Consider the following 22,044-nt stretch of genomic DNA (forward strand, 5'->3'; position numbering starts at 1 on the left):
CCCCAGATATCCGTTCAGACCCGGAGGAAACAGAGCTCAGGCGCCGACCTCGATGACGACCTTGCCGACGGCTCCTTCCTCGACCGCCGCGTGGGCGTCGGCGGCGCGCTCCAGGGGGAAGCGGATGATCGGCAGCCCGGCCTCCTCCCCCACGCGCAGCGCGCCCGCGGCGACGGCGGCCGAGACGTCCTCGACGGCGGCCAGCTTGGCGGTCTCGGGCACCGTGTAGACCAGGACGCCCTGGTAGCGGAGGTTGCCCGCCGCGACCGGCCCCAGCGGCAGGAGAAGCTCGGCGGGACCGCCGTCCACGGCGTAGACCGCGACGGTTCCCGCGGGGGCCAGGACCGCGAGGTCGAGGGTGAGGTTCACCACGGGGGCCACCTCGACGACGACGTCGACGCCTCCCGGGGCGACCCGCCTGATCTCGGCGGCGGCGTCCCCCTCGCGGTAGTTCACGACATGGTGGGCCCCGGCCGCGGTCGCGAGCGCGGCCTTCTCCGGCCCGCTGACCGTGGTGACGACCGTGGCGCCCGCCCATCTGGCGAGCTGGATCGCGGCGTTGCCGACCGCGCCCGCCCCACCCGCGACCAGCACGGTGCGGCCCGCGAGGGCACCCGGCGCCAGCCGTCCCGCGCCACCGCCCGCCGCCGTGCCGTCGGCCACGGTGAGGCAACGGTGCGCGGTCAGCGCCGGGATCCCGAGCGCCGCGCCCACCTCGAAGGAGGCCTCCCCGGGAAGCCGTACGGCCTGCCGGGCGGGCAGCACCACGAACTCCTGGGCGGTGCCGTCCGGGCGTTGCCAGGCGGCCTCCCAGATCCAGACACGATCGCCCTGCCGCAGCCCGTCGACCCCCTCGCCGACCGCGTCCACGACTCCGGAGCCGTCCTGGTTCGGCACCACCTCGGGGAAGGTGGGGCCTGAGTCGTCCGCGCGGAACTTCCAGTCGCTGGGGTTGACGGCGGACAGGACCACGCGGACCCTGACCTCACCCGGTCCCGGCTCGGGAACGGGCCGTTCGACCAGGCGCAGGACCTCGGGGCCGCCGGTCTCGGTGTAGATGATCGCTCTCATACCGGAGGAAATCTCCGTTTAGAGCGGCTTATTCCCGTGCCCTCCTTGCCCCCGCGGAACCGCCGTGAGGAGAACGGCTCCGCGGGCCTGGCCCCGTCAGCCTCTGAGGCTGGAGGAGCGGAAGAGCTTGACCACGAAACCGGCGGCCACGGCGATCAGACCGAGGATCAGGGCCCACTTGATGAGGCCGACGACGAAGCCCAGAAGCGAGCCGAGCAGGAAGAAGGCGAGCACCACGGCCGCCACAATCAACAGAATCCGTCCCATGTCTCCACGCTACGACCCGGCACGGACCAGCGGCAGAGCCAGAACCCGAAGTCAGGGACAAGCCAGGGTGTTCCCCCATGCTGTTTCCGGGAGGCCCCGGCCCAGGCCTCCTCGGCGTCCCTTCCCTTCGCGTACCGCGTCTTCCCGGCCTGATTCAGCTGCCGTTCCGGCTCCGTGCGCCGGGAGCCTCAGGCGTCCTCACAGCGGATCGGCCGCCTTGACGCGGTGGAGGTGAACCACGATGTCGTACGCCTGGCCCAGGGCCAGTGGTGCCTTGAGCATGTCGGGCAGGTAGGTGGCCGGCACGGTGAACGTCGGGCGGGCGGTGTCGAGCCACTTCCGCGTGGCCGGGTCGCGCTCCGCCTGGCGCAGGCTCACGTAGTAGTCGCGATGGCGCACCTTGTCGAGGATGTGCTCGTTGCTGTCCGGCCCCGCGGCCCCCGTGTCGAAGTTCTCCGCCTTGCCGTTGTCGGGATTGATGGCCCGGAATCCGCCGCTGTGGATGGAGGTGCCGATGGCGACGTAGGAGCGCCCGGCCATGGCACGTAGCCGGGCCCCCTGGGTGACGGGGTAGTGCTGCGGGAAGGGGGAGAGGTAGGTCACGTGCCCGTTGTGCGCGGCGGCCACGATCTTCAGACCGGTTTGCCGCTTCCACCACATGGTGTTCTCCGCCATGAACCGGTCGCGGTTCAGGTGCAGTTCGGACCCCTCCGAGGCGTACACCTTGGTCATCTGGTGGATGACGCGGGCTTCCTGGAGCACGTAGGGGTTGACCTTGGCGGCCTTCTCGACCAGGTGGTAGGCGGCTTCGGCGTCCTCGGCCACGGCCTTGAGCCGCTCCGGGGGAAGAGCCGTCAGCGCGTCGACCCGTTCCTTCGCACCACCGGGAAGGGCGAGCAGCTTCGCGTAGCGGCGGCGCAGTTCGGGCAGGATCGAGGGCTCGTGCTCCTCGGCCCAGTCGAGGATCCGCCGGTACTGCTGCGGGTGGACGTCACTGAGGTCGAAGCCCATCACCCGGAGCTTGGTGCGGGCGGTGCGGTTGTAGTCGCGCATCCAGGAGTACAGGTCCAGCCACTCCTCGGTGCTCCACACGCCGCCGGTGGTCTCGCCCTCCTCCTTGAGGATCGTGCGCAGGTCGCCCTTGCCGGTGCGCACATACTCGTCCAGGCGGACACCGGCCGACCAGGGCGCCTCCAGGGCGAGGGTGGTGAAGCCCTGTGTGGTCGCCAGGTGCCGGAACAGCCGGTGGCGCAGGGTGAACAGCTCCTTGGAACCGTGGGTGGCCTCACCGATTCCCACGATCTCCGCGTCACGGACCAGCGCCGACAGCGCCTTCAGATCATGTCCCGGCGTGTCCGGTCGGGTGCCGCGCAGTGGGTGGGCGTGACGCTCAAGGCCCGCGACGACCCGCTCCTCCGATGTCTCCAACGCCGGTTTGGGAGCGGCCAGGGCGGGAGCGGCCAGCGCGGGGGCCGCCACGGCGCCCAGGGCGACCGCCACCAGCAGGCCGCGACGCAGGGGAGTCTTCCTCATGGATGTTCCTTCGGTCGGTGTCACCGGACGCTCATCAAACTAGGGATCGGCGCCGGGCCTTTCGATCCGGCGGGCCGGTCCATCGTGGTGGCGCTGACCCCACCCCCCGTCGGGGGGACGACACGCCGGACGAGGCTGTTCGCGCCTTGGCCGCCCCAGGTACCCGGGACACGCCATCAGCACGAACGGCCCCGGCACAACGACCGGGGGACGTCCCCGATCTCCTGCGCCGTAGGGGACAAAAGCCCGGAAAGGCCGCGTGCGACGGGGTGTCGGGGTGCCGTTGGGAGCGGGGCTTCTGCCAGACTTCCGGGATGATTCCGTCGCGTTCCGTGACATCCGGCCCCTGGCCACACCCCCTGGGACGTGCCGCACGGCCCCGGGGCGAGGCCCTGTCATGACGGTCGTCAGCTTCACCGGGCGCCTGTCCGGAAGGATCACCCAGGCGTGGGCACGGGCCCGCCGCCGCCACGGATGGCTCGACCATCTGGCGCGCGCCGCCGTGCGCTACGACCAGGTGGACGGCGGGCGCCTGTCCGCGGCGCTCACCTACTACTCCTTCTTCGCCGTCTTCGCGCTCGGCCTGCTCGGTTTCGCGATCATCGGGCACGTCCTGGACACGCCGGAGGTCGTGCGGGCCGTACAGGACTATCTGAGTGAGAACTTCCCGCGCCTGGACGTGGCGGCGTTGCGTGAGGCGCAGAGCACGGCCGGGATGATCGCCCTCGTCGGCCTTCCGCTGACCGGCCTGTTCTGGATGGACACGCTGCGCTCGGCGATCAGGGCCATCTGGCGCCTGGAGCAGTATCCGGGCGTGCTCCTTCTGCGCCAGCTCATCGACCTGGGGGTGCTGGCCGGGCTGGGACTGCTGCTCTCCCTGACGCTCACCCTGGCGTTCGTCACCGGGGAGATGCTGAGCTGGCTGGTCGCGCACACCGTGGGCACCGACGACGCCCCGGCCAAGTGGCTGCTGTCGGCCGCCGCCTTCCTGATCGGGCTCGGGGTGAACACGCTGCTGGCGTTCGCCCTGCTGAGCGGGCCGCCGAGGCTGCGGCTGCCCCCGCGCAGGGCGATCGGCCCGGCCCTGCTCATCACCGTCGGGCTGGAGATCCTCAAGTCCCTCGGCCAGCTCTACATCGGCATGACCGCGGCCAACCCGGCCTACCAGGTCGTGGCGGGCGCCGCCGCGATGCTCGTCTTCCTCAAGCTCCTCAACCAGCTCGTCCTGTTCGCCGCGGCGCTCACCGCGACCGGCGGGAACGGCCGCGTCATCGACCTGACGACCGGCAGGGCCGTACCGCCCGCCGTTCCTCAGGGGCGGGACGGCGACGCGCCGTGAGCGGGGCCAGGTGCGCGGATGTTCCACATCCGTGGGTGGAGGTTCCACATCTCGGGGTGTAATCATCTCCACCGACGAGTGATTGATGGAACACGTATCGTTATCTACGCTCGCGGCATGACGATCCCCACCGAACCGATCGGCAGCATCCCCCGGCCTCCGGAACTGCTCGCCGCGCTGGCCGGACACGCCGACGGCCGGATCGGCGACGAGGAACTGGCCGCACGGCAGGCCGAGGCCGTCGCGGAGACGATCACACGCCTGGAGGGGACCGGATCTCCCGTCCTCGTCGACGGCGAGCAGTCCAAGCCGAGCTTCGCCACCTATCCGATCGTCGGCCTGGCGGGGCTGCGCCCCGACGGCGCCGTCATCCCCTTCGCCGACGGCCACACCCGGCAGCTGCCGTGCCTGACCTCGGGCCCGTTCCGCTACGCGGTGCACGCGGAGAAGTACCTCAGGCAGGCCAGGAGTCACACGGGCCTGCCGGTCAAGCAGGCGGTCATCGCCCCGTCCGCGCTGAGCCTGCTCTACCCGGCCGACGGCATCGACGACTATCCGCGCAAGGCCTTCCTCGACGACCTGGTCGATGAGGCGGAGGCGGACATCCGAGGCTGCCTGGAGGCGGGCGCGCACGCCGTGCAACTCGACTTCACCGAGGGGCGGCTCTCGCTCAAGCTCGACCCGAGCGGCGGGCTGCTCGGGGACTTCGTCGAGCTCAACAACCGGGTCCTCGAACGCTTCAGCCAGGAGGAGCGGGCCAGGATCGGCGTGCACACCTGCCCCGGCGGCGACCTGGACTCCACCCACAGCCTCGACGTCGACTACGCGGACCTGCTGCCGACGCTCTTCCGGCTGCAGGCGGGCAACTTCTACGTCCAGCTGGCCGGTGAGCCGGACCAGGAACGGGTGCTGAGCCTCATCGGCGGCGCCCTGCGCCCCGGCGTCAGGGTCTTCGTCGGCGTCATCGACCCGATCGACCCCCTGGTCGAGACGGCCGAGCAGGTGCGTGACCGGGTGCTGGCCGCCGCCCGCCACATCCCCGCCGACCAGCTCGGCACCTGCGACGACTGCGGGTTCTCCCCCTTCGCCGACGACACCTCGACCTCCCGCGACACCGCGTTCGCCAAGATCACCGCGCGGGTGCGGGGGACCGCGCTGGCCGCCCGGGCCCTCGGCCTGTGACGTCCCGCCGGTGAAGGCCGGGGCGTTCCGCGGCCCCTCCCCGCGGCGGGGACCGCGGAACGCCTCCCGGTACGGTGAGGCCCATGACCGCATATGTGATCGCGAAGGTGAAGGCGACCGGCGACGAGGAGGAACTGGCCGAGTACCGCGCCCAGGTCCAGGCGACCCTCGAACCGTACGGCGGCCGCTATCTCGTGCGGGGCGGAGCCGTCGAGGTCCTCGAAGGCGACCCCGAGCCCGGCCGGATCGTCGTCCTTGAGTTCCCCGACGCCGAGACCGCCCGCGCGTGGAACGACTCCCCCGAATACCAGCGGATCGCCCCCCTGCGGATCCGCAACACCGACAGCGACCGCCTGATCGTCACCGGGCTGTGATCTCGGGCGATCTCGGGCGATCTCGGGCGGCCTCAGGCCCCGTGGACGACCTCGTGCTCCCACTCCTGACGCGGCTGGGTGTGCAGCCGCCAGTAGTGCTCGGCGATGTCGTCCGGGTCGTAGTCCGTCCCCGGGGCGACCACGCCCCCGACGGTCACACTGGCCACGTGGACGCCCGAGGTTCCGTAACGCCCGTCGAGCAGCGCGACCAGCGTGCGCACCCCCGCCTTGCTCAGCGAGAGGCTCACGTAGTCGGGCTTGGGCTCGGGCATCCCTCCGGTGACGATGAACGAGCCGCCGCCGCGCCGGGCCATCCCGGGCGCGACGTGCGCGGCGGCGGTGAGCGCCCCGATGACGTTCACCGACCAGATGTCCAGATGCTCCCGTACGGACAGCTCACCGGGCTCGTCCGGGCGGACGATCGCCGCGTTGTAGACCACGGCATCCGGCGGGCCGATCTCGGCCGCCGCCGTGTCGAGGGCCTCCCGCAGCGCCGTCTCGTCGGCGCTGTCCGCCGTCAGGGCGACCACCCGGACCCCTGCCGGGGCGATCGCCTCGGCCACCGCCTTCACGGTCCTGTCCGTACGGGCCACCAGGGCGACCGGCAACCCCTCCCGCGCGAACCGCGCCGCCACCGAGCGCCCGATCCCCGGCCCCGCGCCGATGACCACCACGCCTCCCGGCTCCGCCTTCGCCGGCGCGGGTTCGGACGCCCCGTGCCGGCGCCTTCCCTCGTCGCTCATCCGTTTCGCTCCCCTCACGTCTCAGTCCAGGCGTCGGCGTGCCCGGTTGATCGTTGACCATGGTGCGCCGCCGACCGCGAGAGGAGGGTAAAACCTTCACATTGATGTGAAGGTCAAGGGTTTGCGCCCTCCGGCAGGGCCGGAGGGCGCGTTCCGTCAGCCGAGGGCGCCGCGGCCCCCGACGAGGGGAAGGGTGACCGAGCCCGCACCCGGTTCGACCGAGACCCTGGTCCCCGCCGGGAAGCGCAGGGTGAAGTCGCGGTCGGTCGAGATGAGCACGACGCCGATCCGGTGGCCGGGCTTGACCACGTAGTCACTGGGCTGCAGGTCGAAGTCGAAGTCGTAGAACCTGCCTTCCTTCAGCAGTTCGGTCCTGGCCGCGGAGTGGCGGTTGCGCACGTCGAGCCAGCCCCTTGTGATGATCTTGTAGGAGGCTGTCTCCGTGACGTGCCTGGCCAGGTAGGAGCAGCCGGTGTCCCCCGGCACGCCCTGTCCGTAGCAGACCGGCTCCTGGCCGAAGACCACGCCGCCGGTGGCACGGGTGTCGGTGCCGTAGTCGACGAGCAACGCGGTCAGGTACGGCGAGCGTCCCGCCGCGAAGGCCGCCTTGACCCGCACCTTCGGCGTGCCGGACAGGCGCACCTGCCCGCTCACCGGCTCCGACAGGTAGGCCAGCCGGTTCGGATCGGTCGTGGCGACGTCCTGGGCGAGCTGACCGGCGGTGCGGCCGCCCTGGTCGGTGAAGGACTCGACGGCGCGGCCGTGCGAGCGCCGCGGGCTCAGTGTGCCGTTGCGGCCGCCCGTCCCCGCGCCGAGGTTCAGCCGGACGTCGCGGGTGCCGGGAAGCGGCCAGGTGGCGTACTGGGCCCACTGGTCCGGCCCCGACTCGACGTCGGCCCTCGGCTCGTCCAGGATGCCGTTGCGCAGGCCGTACAGGTAGAAGTCGAACCAGTGGTGCAGCTGGCGCAGCCACTCGGCGTTGCGGGCGGCGAAGGAGAAGGGGTTGAAGTGGGGGCCCTGGTGCAGCCAGATCTTGCGCTGCACCCCCTGGGCGGCGAGGGCGTTCCACCACTGGACGGTCTGCTTGGTCTTGACGTTCCAGTCGTTGAGCCCGGCGACCGCGAAGACGGAGGCGCGGACCCCGCGCACGTGGTTGAGGTAGTCGCGCCGGGCCCAGAACGGGGAGTAGTCCCCCGTCACCCGGTCCTGGTCACGTTCGATCGAGTCGACCAGAGCGCCGCAGGCCTGCTCGGCGTTCTGCCTGGTCAGGACGTAACGGGCCAGGATGTCGGTGTCCTCGCCCTGGTAGCCCTCGGGGGCGACCACGCCACCGTTGGCGCGGTAGTAGTCGTACCAGGAGGAGATCGCCGCGATCGGCACGATGGTCTTGAGACCCTTCACCCCGGTCGCGGCGACGGCGTTGGCGAGCGTGCCGTTGTAGGAGACGCCGATCATGCCGACATTGCCCGTCGACCAGTCGGCGCGGACCTGGCCGCCCGAGGCGTCGAAGGCCCGGGCTCTGCCGTTGAGCCAGTCGATCACCGCCTTGGGCCCGGCCGTCTCGTTCTCCAGGCCGGAGGTCGGGCACCCGGTGGCCCGCCCGGAACCGAGGTTCTCCACCAGCACGACGGCGTAGCCGCGCGGGACGAAGTAGTTGTCGTAGTAGCCACGGAAGGGCGGCGCGACCGCCCTGGAGGTCGGGGGACGCTCCTCGGAGCCGAAGATCGCCTCGCCCATGCCGTCGAGCTTGTTGCGCCGGTAGTCCATGCCCGAGGGGTCGGAGGCGTCGAGGTCCACCGTGTGGTTGACCACGGTGTTGGTGCCCGCGTAGTAGGGACTGGACTCCATGATGACCGGGACCTTCAGCCCGGACGCGGTCTCCCTTGGCCGCATGATGTCGACGGCGACCCGGTCGGGGCTGCCGTCACGGTCGCTGTCCACTCCGGCGACCTCGACGAACACGGTCTCCGTCAGGGCGTCGGCGCGTGAGTAGACCGGCTGGGTCTCCTCGTTCACGACCGGGGCGGACATCGGGGCGGCCGCGGTTCGCGCGGCCGCCGCGGGCATGACGCCGGAGGGTACGGCGACCGCCATGGCGATGAGGACTGTCTTCCATCTGTTCATCGAGGGGGACTCCCGAAGGCCGATGAAGATTGACAACAGTTGTCAATGTCCAGCAGTCGGAACTTCACCGACAAGATCCGGGAGGTAACGAATTCACTGACTACTTGGCGTTACGAGCCAACTCCAGCGCGTAGTCATGGAACCACGTTCCGGGCGCGGGCTCGCCCCGGTGGCACTCGCCGTCCGACTCACCGGGTCGTTTGACCCACAGGAAGGCGTCCACCCGCTCGCGGCCCGTCCGGGTGGTCGGCGCCGTGCCCAGGGCCCGGCCCGCCGGGTTGCACCAGGCGTCGTCACCCTGCGCGCCCTGTGGCGACCCGTTGCCGTTGCGCGAGGTGTCGATCACGTACGGCGCCCCGCCGAGCGCGTCGGAGAGCCGTCCCGCGACGGCGACGCTCTCCTCGACGGTGAAGAAGTTGCTGACGTTGAAGGCGAACCCGTCGGCCGTGGCGACCCCGGCGCGCCGCATCGGATCGACCCAGGCCCCGGGGTCCCTGATCCAGCCCGCGTTGCCCGCGTCGAGGTAGACCCTGGTTCTCGGCTGCTTCTTGAGCGTCTCGACGGCGTCCCTGAGCAGGTCGAGCCGTTCATCCGCCTTGCCGCCCTTGGTGCAGTTGTCGAGGATGTGGGCGAGCGCGTCCGGTTCGAGGATGACCCAGGCGGGCCGGTCGGCGACGCCCTCGGCGAAGCGGCGGATCCAGGAGCGGTACTCGCCGGGGTTCGCGGCGCCGCCCGCGGAGAACTGGCCGCAGTCGCGGTCGGGGATGTGGTAGGCCACCAGGACCGGCACCTGGCCCGCCTTGGCCGCCTTCTCCGTGACGGCCGCGACCCGGGATGAGGGGTCGGCGTCGCCGATCCAGACGGCGTTCGGCCGTTCGGCGATCCTGCCGATCAGCTCCGCCTCCTGGGTCTTGCCCTCCTCGCGCAGCCTCCTGGCCTCCCTGGCGGCCGCTCCCTCGTCGTCCACGTAGAAGCGGACGTCCTCCCCCGCGGCTCCCGCGCCGCTTCCGGTGGAGGCGGGCGGTCGTACGGCTGACGGCTCCGGGGCCGCCGTACAGGCCGTCGCCAGGGCGAGGGCGAGCGCGGCGGCGGCGCGGCCGTAGCTGTTCATCGGGCTCCTCAGGCTCGACCGTCCAGGACGTGGACCCAGCGGGCCTGGGACGGTGTTCCCTTTTGCGTGACTCCGAACATCATGTACCAGCCTGGCGGCATCAGTGCGGGGTTGGAGGGGAGCGTGACGATTATGCCGCTCGACACCCGGGTGAAGTCGATCTTGATGGAGCGCTGCTCGACGTCCGTGACGTGGGTGACCGCGCTGGGCCGCATGAAGCGCACCTCGGTGATGCGCTCGGCGTCGGGGGTCTTGAAGCCCGCCTTTCCGCCCAGCTTCACCTGCTGCCTGCCGTCGGTGAACACCGGACGCGACTCGCCGTTGTGCAGGTAGGGAGGGGTGTACACCTCGACCCGCTGCTCGAAGCTGCCGGGGACCGAGCCCTCCCCGTTGCCGAAGAGCGGATCCGAGCCCATGCTGAGCACCCGGCCGTCGGGAAGCAGCAGGCCCTCGGCGTGGTAGTTGCGGCCGACGGCGGGTGCGGCGGCCTGCCGGAAGGCGTTGACCCGCGGATCGTAGAACTCCGCCCGCAGGATGTTGCTGTCCCCTCTGCCCCGGTAGTCGCTCGAACCGTTGAAGGTGAACACGGTGTCGTCCGGCAGCAGTACCGCCGAGGAGTAGCGAACGGGGTGGGAGAGGTCGGGACCGCGGACGTAACGGGGCGCGGGCTGCTCGAAGTCGATGATGGCGGTCCGGTCGGTCGCGTTCTTCTGGCCGGGCTGGCGCTCCCCGACCGGCCCTCCGCCCAGCACCATGATCTTCTGGTCCTGCGCGGGAGGCAGCAGCACCGAGGCTCCGGTCTCGTTGAGCTCGGGTTCGGGCAGGCCGGGCACCGGGGTGAAGGCCTCCATCTCGTCCGGCGCGAGGCCGCCGGGCGCCCCGGGGGTCGACACCAGACGGTCGGTGTCGTGGCGGTAGTCCCACACGCCGGGGGGACGCATCGACAGCTGGCCGGGGCCGTACCCCGCGCTCATCCCGGAGAAGAAGAGTGTGTCGTCGTCGAGCAGGAACAGCGCGGGGTAGGTCGGGAAGAAGCGCCGGGGGCCGGGGCTCCACTTCTTCGTGGCCGGGTCGTAGATCTCGTTGTCCCTGGTGACCTTCCCGACGGTGTCGAGCCCGGAGACCGTCATCACCCTGCCGTCCGGCAGGGCCGTCAGCGTCGGGTACCAGCGGCCCTCGGCCATGTCCGGGACCCTGGTGTACCGCTCGGTCACGGGGTCGAACTCGAAGGCGTCCTTGATGCCCTGGAAGTCCTGCTTGTCGAGCGTCATACCGCCGCCCATGGCGTACAGGTTGCGCTTCTCCCTGTCGGTGGTCAGTCCCTGGATCTCGTACTTGACGGAGCCGTCGGCCGCGTTGATCACCCCGATGGCGCCCTCGGCCACGGACTCGGCGAACACCTTGGTCTCACTGGGCGTGACCCGCGCCTTGCCGCGCACCCCGGTCTCGGTCTTCGTCGCGGGCGGCACCATGATCATGGAGGTGGTCCGGTAGAGCCGCCCGTCGGGGGAGGCGACCAGTGTGCCCGCGGGCAGGTGCTTGGTGATGTGCGGGTTCTCGTTCTTCACCACCAGCGGTCCGGCCGCCCGTTTGACCTTGTCCTTGAGCACCTCGAAGCGCAGCGTGCCGCCCGCGATGAGCAGCTTGCCGTCGGGCAGCATGACGTGCCCGGAGCAGAAGAGGTCGACGGGGGTGTCGACCAGCTTGAACTCGCCCGGCTGTCCTGGTTTGGCCGGATCCCAGAGCAGGGTTTTGAAGGTGCCCTTGTCGAAGTTGACGATGTTGTTGCCGGAGCCCGCGACGATGAGCACCTTGCCGGTGTGCAGCAGCGCCGCGTGGATGGCGTTCACCTTGAACCGCTCGGGGATGTTCAGGAAGCTCCAGTGACCGTGGCTCGCCTTGTAGTCGTCCCGGTTGATCCGGTAGTCGTGCCACTCCCGGTAGGCGAACCCCGCGACGGCCGGCAGGTTGACCCCCACGACGACGGTCACGATCGCGGCAACGACCAGGTTCTTGCGCAGCCTGCTCATCGGCCTCTCCTAGAGGTCCACGCCCAGGCGGCCATGGGCCCCAGGCAGATCACGAGGGCGAGAACCCCCCAGAGGGTCATGGCCACGTGCAGGTGGCCGGTCCAGAAGACGTTGAGCAGCAGGCCCCCGCCGAACACCGCCGCCCACCACAGGTGGATGCGGAAGGTCGCGACCTGGTCCGGACTGGCCGAGTCGCCCTTCGGGGTGACCACGAACCGGCTGGGGCGCCGCAGCGCGGCCCCGGCGAGCGAGGCCACGTAGACGGGCGCGGACAGGGCCGACATCACCATCCCGGCGACGCCGGAGGAGCCCTCGGGCTCGTGCGGGCTGACGTTGTGCCTGCGGTTCCAGGTGTAGAGCATGATCTGCAGCAGCGCGGCGTCGCCGTACAGCATGAGCCACATGTCCATCGGCACGGTCACGCCCGAGCCGCCGACCGCCATGAACAGCACGGCGCTCAGCCCGGCCAGCAGCCAGTTGAGCGCGGACATGGGGTAGAACGTCACCATCAGCGTGTAGTTGAACAGCCTGCCGGGCGACAGACGCGGGACGGCCCGCCAGAACTGGGTCAGCAACGTCTCGTAGGTACCCCGGCTCCAGCGCAGCTGCTGGCTGAAGAAGTCGGTCCACGACGTCGGCCCCTCTCCGACGGCCAGTACGTCGGGGGTGTAGACCGACGTCCAGCGCCGTCCCGTCTCCGGGTCGCGGGCGCGGTGGAACTCGATGCCGGTCGCCATGTCCTCGGTGATCGAGTCGTACAGTCCGCCGATCTGCTTGAGCGCCCTGATCCGCACGGCGTTGTTGGTGCCGACGAACATCGGCGCGCCGTACCGGTTGCCCGCGCGCTGGATCAGGGAGTGGAAGAGGAACTGCTGGCTCTCGGCCGCCTTGGTGACGCCGAGGGTGTAGTTGCCGTAGACCTGGGGGCCGACGACGAAGGCGACCGTGGGGTCGCGGAAGTAGCCGAGCATGCGTTCGCAGAACTCCGGCAACGGCACGTGGTCGGTGTCCACCGAGACGAAGAAGTCGTAGTCGTCGCCGTGGGCGGCCAGCCAGCTGTTGTAGTTGCCGTGCTTGGTCCTCGCCCTGAAGGGCCCCCTCGGCTGGTTCCACTCGGGCACGCCCTTGCGGGTGAAGTGGTGCGCGCCCAGCCAGTCACACAGCTCGTGGATCTCCGGGTCGTCGCCCTCGTCCAGCAGCCACACGTCGAACACGCCCTGGTGACGGATCTTCAGCGCCGCGGTCAGGGTACGCCTGACCATCTCCAGCGGCTCCTTGCCCGGCACGCAGGTGGTGATGAAGGCGACCCTGCCGCCGGGCTCCGGCCTCACCGGTACCGGGTCCCTGGCCGCGAGCATGGCGTGGACGTTGGAGACCACGCTGACCAGCCGGAACAGTTCGATGAGGGCGATCGCCACGAGCATGACCCGGTCTGCGACCGGCAGGTACCACGGGAGCCCGCCGTAGGGGTCCGGACGCTCCGTCCAGTGAGCGGGCAGCAGCAGCCAGACCATCAGGGTGAACTCGACCAGCAGCGCGGCGACCATCAGCAGCACCGCGCGCACCCGGTGCGGTTCGCCCGCCAGCAGTGAGCGGTAGCGAACCCGGTACGGCTCGCCGGGGTCGGGCTCGGTCATCGGCCCGGCCAGCCTGCTGAACCGCTCGTAGTCGTAGAGGGCGCGCCTCGCGGGTCCGGTGCCGACGCTCATCGCATCGGTGACCTCACCACGCGCATGCGGAACACCGGCACTGTCCCCCCAGGCAGATCACATGGGCCACCCTGCCTGAAGGCACGGCCGTCACCGGCCCATAGAACGATAAAGGATGACCCATCATATTCTCAGCGGTAAGCCAGGCATCACCTGTCACATGAGGTTCTGCACCGTTCCAGAAGACTCTCAGATTCTTCATGGAACGGTCCGGAAACGACCAAATCCACACCCCGGCCGGTTGGCCGGGGTAAAGGTCACCCGCCCAGCAGCTCCCACCAGCCGTCCGGGGCGGGAGCGTCGCCGACGTCGATCCGCTCGCCGGGACGCGGGACGACCACGCGGACGTCCCTGGCCTTGGCCTCGCGCCACAGACGGTCGGCGGGCTCCGCCCACGGATGGAAGGCCAGGGTGAAACTCGCCCAGTGCACGGGCAGGAGCAGCTCGCCGCCCAGGTCGAGGTGGGCCCGCACCGCCTCCTCCGGGTTCATGTGAATGTCCGGCCAGTTCGGGCTGTAGGCCCCGACGGGCATGAGCGTCAGGTCGAAGGGACCGTGCGCGGCGCCGATCCCCGCGTAGCCGTCGAAGTATCCGGAGTCTCCGGCGTAGAAGACCCGGTGCCGCTCCCCCGCGACCACCCACGACCCCCACAGCGTCGTGTCACGCCTCAGGGTGCGCCCGGAGAAGTGCCTGGCGGCGGTCGCGACGAAGCGCAGGCCCGCCACCCGCGTCTCCTCCTCCCAGTCGAGCTCGACGATCCGCTCCCCGGGCACACCCCAGCGCTCCAGGTGCGCGCCGATGCCCAGCGGGACCAGGAAGGGGGCCCGCTGCAGGGCGGTGAGCGCGCGGACCGTCGCCATGTCGAGGTGGTCGTAGTGGTCGTGCGAGATCACCACCGCGTCCAGGGCGGGCAGGCCGACCAGCGACGCGGGCATCGGGTGCAGCCGTCTGGGACCCCCGACCGGCGCCGGGGAGCACCGCTCGCTCCACACCGGGTCGAACAGCACCCGCCGGCCCTCGATCTCGACCAGCGTCGTGGCGTGGCCGTACCACAGGGCACTGAGACCGTCCTCGGACGGCGGGACCAGGGGGGAGCCCACCACCGGGACACGCCCCGGAGGACGGCGCCCGTCACGGTCGCGAAGCAGTTCGCCCAGGAGCTTCACCAGGTCGCCCCTCGGCATCGCCGTACCCGGGACGGAGTTGTGGAAGGCGCCGTCACGGAACCTCGGTGAGCGGCGCATCCGCTCCAGCCGCTCGCCCGCCGCCCCGCCGCCGAGCGCGGCCGGGACGTCCCGCAGCGCCCACCCCACGGCCGCCAGCGCCAGCCCGCCCGCGACCAGACGCCCGGCCCGCCCGTTTCCCGCCATTCGCCCACACCCTCACAACACTCCAGAAACGACTCCGATCCCCTAACTCGCGAAGCCCCGGCCGGTGTTCCCGGTACGGCCGCGGAGACCTTCGGCCTTTCGGCGTCCTTTTCGGAGGTGAAGGTCCTTGCGGGGGGGAGCGTGGCCTCATTCCAGCTGATACGCTCCGCCTCGGCAGCGGATCGCTCTGCTCCGCCCCGGCGATCCGCCGGCCTTCTCCACCGGACAGTGCGGTCCGGATTATCCAGGAACACGTTCACTCGTCAGAAATGACGGGATTCACGACCACCTCATCTGTGCACAAACCAGCGCAACAAGGATGGGCGATGAAATCGAACGATGTACGGACCGATGCGAGCGGCCGCGCTCGCCGCCCCGCGCTGATGCTCGCGGTCGCCACGACGGGGTTCACGGTGAACTTCTGGGCATGGGCGCTGCTCAGCCCGCTCGGCCCGCAGTTCAAGCGGACGCTCTCCCTGTCGGCCTCCCAGCAGGCGCTGCTGGTGGCGGTTCCGGTGGTCATCGGCTCCCTCGGCCGGATTCCCGTCGGAGCCCTCACCGACCGGCTCGGCGGCAGGGTGACCTTCCCGCTCGTCTCGGCCGCCGCCGTACCGCCGGTCCTGTTCGTCGGCCTGGCCGGGCAGCGGTCACTGGCGGCGCTGCTGGCCGGCGGGCTCTGCCTCGGCGTCGCCGGGACGATCTTCGCCGTCGGCGTGCCCTTCGTCGCCTCCTGGTTCCCGCCAGAGCGCCGTGGCCTGGCCGTCGGCGTCTTCGGGATCGGCATGGGCGGCACGGCGATCAGCGCCCTGACCACGGTCGGGCTGACCCAGGCGGGCGGTCCCGCGGCGCCCTTCCTGCTCACGGCGGGCGTGCTGACCTGTTACGCCGTCGTCGCCTGTCTCGTCCTGCGGCACCCTCCCGGGCACACGGCCCGCACCCCGATGAGGGCACGGCCCTCTTCTGCGCCCTTGAGGTCGTCGGGCATGGCCGCCGCGCTGCGGCTGCCGATCACCTGGCAGGCGTCCGTCCTGTACGCGGTGGCCTTCGGCGGATACGTCGCGTTCTCGGTCTACCTGCCGGTCTACCTGCAGACGGCCTACGGCCTCGAACAGGCGGACGCCGCCCGCAGGATGGCCGGGTTCGTGCTCGTCGCGGTTCTGGCGCGTCCCCTGGGCGGCTGGCTGTCCGACCGTTCGGGACCGCTTCCCGTCCTGGTCACGGTCTTCGCCGTGCTCGCCGTCTGCGCCACGACGCAGGCGTTCACCCCGTCCCTCGCCCTCACCGGCACGGTCGCCTTCCTGACCATGGCCGCGGCCTTCGGCACGGGCAGCGGGGCCACCTTCGCCCTGGTCACCCTGGTCGCCCCGGCCGATCTGGTCGGCTCGATCACCGGCCTGGTCGGCGCGGCGGGCGGCCTGGGCGGGTTCGTCCCGCCACTGGTGATGGGACTCGACTACGGCAGGCTCGGCTCCTACGGCCTGAGCCTGGCCCTGCTCGCGGTGGCCTCGCTGGTGACCCTGCTGCTGACGGTGACCACGGTCCGCTCGACGGTCCGGCGCCACTCCTCCCCCGCGGGGTGTCAGGCGAGATAGTCCTCGACGGTGGCGACCTTGGCGTCGAGACCGCCGTCCCGGCCCCGGCGGATGTCGGCCTTGAGCACGAGGCTGACCCGTCCGCACCGGGCCTCGACCGCGGCGACCGCGTCCCGCACCACGGCCATGACCTCCTCCCAGTTCGCCCCCTCGACGGTGGTGAACATCGCGTCCGTCCGGTTCGGCAGTCCCGAGGCGCGTACGACCCGTACGGCCTCGGCGACGAGCTCCCCGACGTCCTCCCCGGTGCCGATCGGAGTCACGCTGAACGCCACAAGAACTGACATGTCACTCTCCCTCGCGTCCTGGGATGTCCCGCCCTGGAGTACGGCGTCACGCGTCAAAAATAGCGATCATGTGTATATGAAGGCACGAACGCCCCGCACCATCGCCGAAGCCGAGGCGATCCAGGACGAGCTGCGGCCACTGGTCGACCTGACGGGTCCCGGCCCGCTGCGGCCCGCCAGGGTCGCCGGGGTGGACGTGGCCTACGAGGGGGAACGGCTCTCGGCGGCCGTGGCCGTACTGGACGGGACGACGCTGGAGGTCGTCGAGCAGGTCGTCGTCGGCGGCCGGGTGGCCTTCGACTACGTGCCGGGGCTGCTCGCCTTCCGGGAGATGCCCGCGCTCGTCGAGGCACTCGGACGGCTGAGCGCTCCGCCCGACCTCGTCGTCTGCGACGGGTACGGCCTGGCCCATCCCCGCAGGTTCGGCCTGGCCTGTCACCTGGGGGTGCTGACCGGCCTGCCCACGATCGGCGTCGGGAAGACCGCCTTCGTCGGCTCGTACTCGGCTCCGGGCACCACACGGGGATCGTGGAGCGACCTGGTCCTGGACGGCGAGGTGGTCGGACGCGTGCTGCGCACCCGGGACGGCGTCAAACCGGTCTTCGTCTCGGTCGGCCACCGCGTGGACCTCGAAACCGCCTGTCACAACGTTCTCGCCCTGACCCCCCGGCACCGCCTGCCGGAGACGACTCGGATCTCTGACCGGTTGTCACGTATGGGTTTGATCGAAAATGTCGCCTTCGAGTGATTTGATCCTGTCATCGCGAAGAGATGGGGTGACAGTGGGCGACATCGAGTGGAGTGAGATCACCGGCGCGTGGAGCGACACGAACCTGAAGGAGATCCGCGAACGGCTGGCCGAGGGTTTCGACCCCGGGCAACGGCTTCCCTGGCTGGACTCGACGCCCCTGCACCAGGCCGCCCAGGAGGGCGCGGTCCGGGTGATCGGGCTGCTGCTGGCCGCGGGGGCGCGGGTCGACGCGACCGACGGCGACGGGGTGACCCCCCTCTGGGAGGCCGTACGGCACGGCCAGGACGAGGCGGTCAGGCTGCTTCTGGCGGCGGGCGCCGACCCGTGGAGGCCGTGCATCGCCGGACGTTCCCCCGGCCTCCAGGCGCTCTTCACCGAACTGGCCGACCTCTTCGCCCACCTGCCCGGCGCTCCCCGGATCGGCCCGAACCTGCGGGAGATCCAGGAGACCGTGGACGAGATGATGTTCTCCTACGAGGACTACCACGAGGAGTTCTGCATCGCGTTCGTCGGCGGCGTCACCGAGGAGGAGGTGGTCCGCCGCCTGGGGGCGGTGCCCGAGTGGTGCCCGCCGATCAGGGGCGGGGAGCTACGGCTGGCCGAGCGCGAGTCCCCCCTTGAGACCGTGCGGATCGCGAGCCCTCCCGGCGGTGGCGTCGTGCTCTTCCAGGCCGAGGGCATACTGCCGGTGCACGACGCCGTCGCCCGCCGCGTCACCTCGGGCGGCGGAGTCCTCGCCGGGGGCTTTCCGCTGACCAGCGGCTCGATCGACATATGGCGGGACGGCGTCAGCGTGGCCAGGCCGTCGGTGCACGAACAGCTCGGCGACGACAGTCCGGTCGAGCTGTGGATGTGCCGGTTCGGCGACTGCGGGGCGCACCCGTCCACCTCGACGGAGCGGGCCCTGGCCCTGATGACGCTGCTGACCGCGACCTACATCACCGAGGAATGGCTGTGGAACACGCCCACGCGGGTGGTCCCCGTTGAACTGCGTCAGACGAGCTGAGGTGGATAGAGTCACAAAATCATGAAAAAACACACCATGACCACGCTGTGGGACGAGATTCCGGACGACGCCGACGATCTCCTCGTGGTTCGTGGCGGGTTCAGACGCTACCTGTGCCTGTGCGGCAAACACCTGGCCGACCGCGACGCCGCCGAACTGCACGCCATGGAAACCAACCAGTGCACCACCTGCCTGGGCACCACGACCGAGCAGATCACCCCGAACTTCTCCCAGCCCTGCACCTCGTGCGCGGGAACCGGCAAACGCAAGGCACAGCTCAGCTGGGAACTCGCCTACGCCGAGGCCGAAGCCGTGATCACCGTGGAGCTCGTCCGCAAGCTGATCACCCCGCTGACCGAGCCCTTCCGGCTCTCCCAGGTCGCGGACGCCGTACGCGCGACCCTCGAACTGCCCGTCGGCCGGCTGCCGGTCGGCCCCCGCGTCCGCGACGTCCTGCGCGGGCTTGAGGCCAACGGCGAACTCGTCCTGGTCTCCGCCCCCGACGAACTCCTGCGCGGCACCACCGTCGTCCTCTACCGCGACCCCTACTGGCAGCACGCCACGGAGTGAGCGGTCACGGGCGCGCGACCAGCGACTCCAGGTAGCCGCACAGCGCCCGTTTCAGTTCCCCGGTCAGCGGGGGACGCTCGGCCGGGTCCGCCGAGGTGATCAGCGGGATCACCCCCTGCACGATGTGCACGCAGGTCAGCGCGGCACGGGCGCGCTCGGTGCCGTCCCGGTGCGGCGCCAGCTCCCCGATGATCTGCTCGACGCGTGCCCGCAACGCCGTCTGGAGCGGCGCGAGTGCGGCGGCCAGTTCGGGCGGCATGTCGGGGCGCGCGAACAGCGCCTTGAAGCCGGGGTGGGCGAGGTTGAAGGCCACGATCGGATCGACGGCCCGGTCGACCAGCTCCACGAGGCCGAGTCCCGCGGGGTCGGCGAGGTCGAGCGCGCCACGGTGAGCCCGTCCCAGCTCCAGGAGGTAGTCCTGGACGAGGGCCCGCGCGATGGCCTCCTTGTTGGTGAAGAACTGGTACAGCGAGCCCGGTGAGATCCCGGCCTCCGCCGCGATCTTGTTGGTGGTCGCGGCCTCGTACCCCAGCCGGGCGAACACCGTGGCCGCCGCGGCGAGGATCTCCGCCATGCGCCGTTCCCCGCGTGCCTGCCGTCTGCGCGGCCGTGGATCCTCCGTCGTCTCGGCCATCGGCCTCCTTTCTCTCGAACCCCGCTTGAAAAACACGAGCAATCACTCGTAATCTTCGCTTGATGCGAGCGACTACTCGTAAAAATACTTCAACGGGGGAATCCATGCTCAGCAGACTCGCCGGTCTCGTGACCAGGCGCCCGGCATGGCTGGTCGCGGCCGGGGTGATCGCCGCCGTCGTGGCGGCCCTCCTGGCCTCGGGGACCATGACGCGGCTGTCCCTCAACCGGTTCGAGGCACCCGGTTCGGAGTCGACGCGAGCCCGCGACGTCCTGGCCGAGCGCTTCGGAACCGGGGTGCCGAACGTCACGCTCCTGGTGACCGCCCGCGAGGGCACCGTTGACGACCCCCGCGTCGCCGCGGCCGGCCGCGACCTCACTCGAAGGCTCGCCGCCCACCCCGGCGCCGGTGACGTCTGGTCGTACTGGACCACGGGCCAGGACACCCTGCGCAGCCGCGACGCCCGTGGCGCGCTCGTCCTCGCCTGGGTGCCCGGCAGCGCCGACCACGTGCGTCGTGACGTCCTGCCCGGCCTGGCGCGGGCCTTCACCGGCCCGTCCGGCCCGGTCAGGGTCGAGGTCGGCGGCGGCGACGAGGTGTTCCGCCAGGTGATGGAGGAGTCGCGGAGCGACTTCACCCGTGCCGAGCTGATCATCGTGCCGATGGTGCTGCTGGCGCTGTGGTGGGTCTACCGGCGCCTGGCCGCCGCGCTGCTCACCCTCGGCGCCGGGCTGCTCGCCGTGGCCGGATCGCTGGCGCTGCTGCGCGGGGTGCTCGGCTTCGCCGAGGTCTCCACCTTCGCCGCCAACGTCTGCCTGGTCATGGGCATGGGCCTGGGCGTCGACTACGGCCTGTTCATGATCTTCCGGTTCCGGGAGGAGCGGCTCGGCGGCGCGCCGGTCCGCGCCGCCGTCGCCACGACCGTGCGCACCGCGGGCCGTACGGTGCTGTTCAGCGGCCTGACCGTCGCGGCCTCCCTGGCGGTGCTGCTGGTCTTCCCCTTTCCCTTCCTCGCCTCCTTCGGCTACGCCGGGATCGCGGTCGTCCTCGCCGCCGTGACCGCCGCGCTGGTCGTGCTGCCCGCCGCGCTCGTCCTGCTCGGCTCCCGCGTCGAGCGCCGCCGACCGGCCCCCTCTTCCTCCTCCCTCTGGTACGGCGCCGCGCTGGCGGTGACCCGGCGCCCCCTGATCTCCGGCGGCGCCGCGCTGCTCGTCCTCGGCCTGCTCGGCGCGCCGTTCCTCGGCCTGCGCTTCGGAGCGCCCGACGACCGGGTGCTGCCCGCCTCGGCCCCGGCGCGCCTGCTGTACGACCAGGTCCGCACGGGGTTCACCGCCGAGGACGCCGACGCCCTGCGGGTCGTCGCCCCCACCGGCGACGCCGCGGCGGCCGGGCCGTACGCCGCGGCCCTGTCCCGGCTTGAGGGCGTGGTGCGCGTCGACTCGGCCGCCGGGACCTTCGGCGGCGGGCGCAGGACCGGTGACCCCGCCCCGGCGCGGTTCACCGCGCACGACGGCCGTGGCGGAACCTGGCTTTCCGTCGTGGCCTCCTCCGCGCGGCTGGAGTCCGGCGCGGGCGACCTGATTCGGGCCGTACGCGCGGTGCCCGCGCCCTTCGAGGTGCTCGTCGGCGGCTCACCCGCCGAGATGACCGACTACCACGACGGCGTCGCGGGCCGTCTCCCGCTGGTCGCGGCGCTGATCGTGCTGGTGACCCTCGTCGTGCTCTTCCTGATGACCGGCAGCGTCGTCGCCCCGCTGAAGACCTCGCTGCTCAACCTGGTGAGCCTGTCGGTGATGTTCGGCGCACTGGTGTGGGTCTTCCAGGACGGCCACCTGGCGGGCCCGCTCGCCTTCACCCCGACCGGTTCGATCGAGCCGAGCATCCCCATCCTGATGTTCTGCGTCGCCTACGGCCTGTCGATGGACTACGAGATCCTCCTGCTGGCCCGGATCAAGGAGGAGTACGAGCGCACCGGCGACCCGCGCGGCTCGGTCGTGGCCGGTGTCTCCCGCGGCGCCCCGCTGGTGACCGCGGCCGCGGTGATCCTCGCGCTGTCGTTCGCCACCTACGCGACGAGCGGGGTCGTCTTCCTCAAGGAGCTCGGCATCGGCATGGCGCTGACCGTCGCGGTCGACGCCACGGTGATCCGCGCGGTTCTGGTGCCCGCCCTGATGCGGCTGACGGGAAGAGCCAACTGGTGGGCGCCCGCGCCTCTTCGCCGCCTGCACCGTAGGATCGGCCTCACCGAGACGCCCGTCCCCCATCCGGTCCCATCCGTCCCCGGGGCGGGGTCCAACGCCGTTCACCAGCCTGACAGGCTGTGAAAATGTCCCTTTTGTTCCTTACAGGGA

Annotated in this window: 19 protein-coding genes; 8 read left to right on the forward strand and 11 right to left on the reverse strand. The window is 71.0% G+C overall.

Annotation, left to right across the window (positions count from 1 at the left end):
- Positions 1-36: 36 nt before the first annotated feature.
- The 3 genes from ABZ470_RS30350 to ABZ470_RS30360 form a co-directional block, all read right to left on the reverse strand.
- Entirely contained in the window at positions 37-1,071 is a 1,035-nt protein-coding gene (locus ABZ470_RS30350; protein ID WP_352012994.1) for an NADPH:quinone reductase, read from the reverse strand.
- A gap of 96 nt (positions 1,072-1,167) precedes the next feature.
- A complete protein-coding gene (locus ABZ470_RS30355; protein ID WP_352012995.1) occupies positions 1,168-1,338 on the reverse strand; it encodes a hypothetical protein in 171 nt (56 codons plus the stop codon).
- Positions 1,339-1,536: 198 nt separating this feature from the next.
- A complete protein-coding gene (locus tag ABZ470_RS30360) occupies positions 1,537-2,871 on the reverse strand; it encodes an erythromycin esterase family protein (RefSeq protein WP_362915738.1) in 1,335 nt (444 codons plus the stop codon).
- Positions 2,872-3,268: 397 nt separating this feature from the next.
- On the opposite strand from ABZ470_RS30360, the gene ABZ470_RS30365 reads away from it, so the two are divergent.
- The 3 genes from ABZ470_RS30365 (at position 3,269) to ABZ470_RS30375 (ending at position 5,766) form a co-directional block, all read left to right on the forward strand.
- Positions 3,269-4,210 carry a YihY/virulence factor BrkB family protein gene (locus ABZ470_RS30365; protein WP_352012997.1) on the forward strand — a complete coding sequence of 314 codons (942 nt, stop codon included), beginning with the start codon at positions 3,269-3,271 and terminating at the stop codon, positions 4,208-4,210.
- Positions 4,211-4,327: 117 nt separating this feature from the next.
- The gene (locus tag ABZ470_RS30370; RefSeq protein ID WP_362915740.1) at positions 4,328-5,392 is read left to right on the forward strand and encodes a cobalamin-independent methionine synthase II family protein; all 1,065 of its coding nucleotides are present in this window, start codon (positions 4,328-4,330) and stop codon (positions 5,390-5,392) included.
- 83 nt (positions 5,393-5,475) lie between these two features.
- Positions 5,476-5,766: a DUF1330 domain-containing protein gene (locus ABZ470_RS30375; RefSeq protein ID WP_352012999.1), complete on the forward strand. Its 291-nt coding sequence runs from the start codon at positions 5,476-5,478 to the stop codon at positions 5,764-5,766.
- Positions 5,767-5,798: 32 nt separating this feature from the next.
- Here ABZ470_RS30375 and ABZ470_RS30380 read toward each other — a convergent pair whose 3' ends face one another.
- The 6 genes from ABZ470_RS30380 to ABZ470_RS30405 all read right to left on the reverse strand — a co-directional run bounded on the left by ABZ470_RS30380 (position 5,799) and on the right by ABZ470_RS30405 (position 14,853).
- Positions 5,799-6,509, reverse strand: coding sequence for an SDR family NAD(P)-dependent oxidoreductase (locus tag ABZ470_RS30380; RefSeq protein ID WP_362915742.1), 711 nt, complete (start codon positions 6,507-6,509; stop codon positions 5,799-5,801).
- Positions 6,510-6,665: 156 nt separating this feature from the next.
- Positions 6,666-8,633: a Xaa-Pro dipeptidyl-peptidase gene (locus tag ABZ470_RS30385; protein ID WP_362915744.1), complete on the reverse strand. Its 1,968-nt coding sequence runs from the start codon at positions 8,631-8,633 to the stop codon at positions 6,666-6,668.
- A gap of 100 nt (positions 8,634-8,733) precedes the next feature.
- Entirely contained in the window at positions 8,734-9,744 is a 1,011-nt protein-coding gene (locus ABZ470_RS30390) for a glycoside hydrolase family 6 protein (RefSeq protein ID WP_362915746.1), read from the reverse strand.
- Positions 9,745-9,752: 8 nt separating this feature from the next.
- Positions 9,753-11,774 (reverse strand): galactose oxidase-like domain-containing protein, encoded by a 2,022-nt coding sequence (locus ABZ470_RS30395; protein ID WP_352013003.1) that lies wholly within the window; start codon positions 11,772-11,774, stop codon positions 9,753-9,755.
- On the reverse strand, positions 11,771-13,483 hold the full coding sequence (locus ABZ470_RS30400; protein ID WP_362915748.1) for a cellulose synthase catalytic subunit: 1,713 nt from the start codon (positions 13,481-13,483) through the stop codon (positions 11,771-11,773). The genes ABZ470_RS30395 and ABZ470_RS30400 overlap by 4 nt, the downstream gene beginning before the upstream one ends.
- A gap of 257 nt (positions 13,484-13,740) precedes the next feature.
- Positions 13,741-14,853: an MBL fold metallo-hydrolase gene (locus tag ABZ470_RS30405; protein ID WP_362777556.1), complete on the reverse strand. Its 1,113-nt coding sequence runs from the start codon at positions 14,851-14,853 to the stop codon at positions 13,741-13,743.
- Between the two features lie 326 nt (positions 14,854-15,179).
- Between ABZ470_RS30405 and ABZ470_RS30410 the strand changes: the two genes are divergently transcribed.
- Positions 15,180-16,445, forward strand: a complete 1,266-nt coding sequence (locus tag ABZ470_RS30410) for an MFS transporter (RefSeq protein ID WP_362915750.1) — start codon at positions 15,180-15,182, stop codon at positions 16,443-16,445.
- On the opposite strand, the gene ABZ470_RS30415 is transcribed toward ABZ470_RS30410, so the two are convergent.
- Complete coding sequence (locus ABZ470_RS30415; protein WP_362777551.1) at positions 16,433-16,732, reverse strand: MTH1187 family thiamine-binding protein; 300 nt, start codon at positions 16,730-16,732, stop codon at positions 16,433-16,435. The genes ABZ470_RS30410 and ABZ470_RS30415 overlap by 13 nt on opposite strands.
- Before the next feature lie 76 nt (positions 16,733-16,808).
- On the opposite strand from ABZ470_RS30415, the gene ABZ470_RS30420 reads away from it, so the two are divergent.
- The 3 genes from ABZ470_RS30420 to ABZ470_RS30430 are packed head-to-tail and all read left to right on the forward strand — an operon-like array spanning position 16,809 to position 19,059.
- On the forward strand, positions 16,809-17,480 hold the full coding sequence (locus ABZ470_RS30420) for an endonuclease V (RefSeq protein ID WP_362915752.1): 672 nt from the start codon (positions 16,809-16,811) through the stop codon (positions 17,478-17,480).
- Between the two features lie 28 nt (positions 17,481-17,508).
- Positions 17,509-18,489 carry an ankyrin repeat domain-containing protein gene (locus tag ABZ470_RS30425; RefSeq protein ID WP_352013009.1) on the forward strand — a complete coding sequence of 327 codons (981 nt, stop codon included), beginning with the start codon at positions 17,509-17,511 and terminating at the stop codon, positions 18,487-18,489.
- Positions 18,490-18,510: 21 nt separating this feature from the next.
- A complete protein-coding gene (locus ABZ470_RS30430; RefSeq protein ID WP_352013010.1) occupies positions 18,511-19,059 on the forward strand; it encodes a hypothetical protein in 549 nt (182 codons plus the stop codon).
- 4 nt (positions 19,060-19,063) lie between these two features.
- Here ABZ470_RS30430 and ABZ470_RS30435 read toward each other — a convergent pair whose 3' ends face one another.
- Positions 19,064-19,693, reverse strand: coding sequence for a TetR/AcrR family transcriptional regulator (locus ABZ470_RS30435; RefSeq protein ID WP_362915754.1), 630 nt, complete (start codon positions 19,691-19,693; stop codon positions 19,064-19,066).
- A 104-nt stretch (positions 19,694-19,797) separates the two neighbouring features.
- Between ABZ470_RS30435 and ABZ470_RS30440 the strand changes: the two genes are divergently transcribed.
- A complete protein-coding gene (locus ABZ470_RS30440; protein WP_362915756.1) occupies positions 19,798-22,017 on the forward strand; it encodes an MMPL family transporter in 2,220 nt (739 codons plus the stop codon).
- The last annotated feature ends 27 nt before the right edge of the window (positions 22,018-22,044 follow it).

Source organism: Streptosporangium sp. NPDC020072, from assembly GCF_040631445.1.
Taxonomy (GTDB): domain Bacteria; phylum Actinomycetota; class Actinomycetes; order Streptosporangiales; family Streptosporangiaceae; genus Streptosporangium.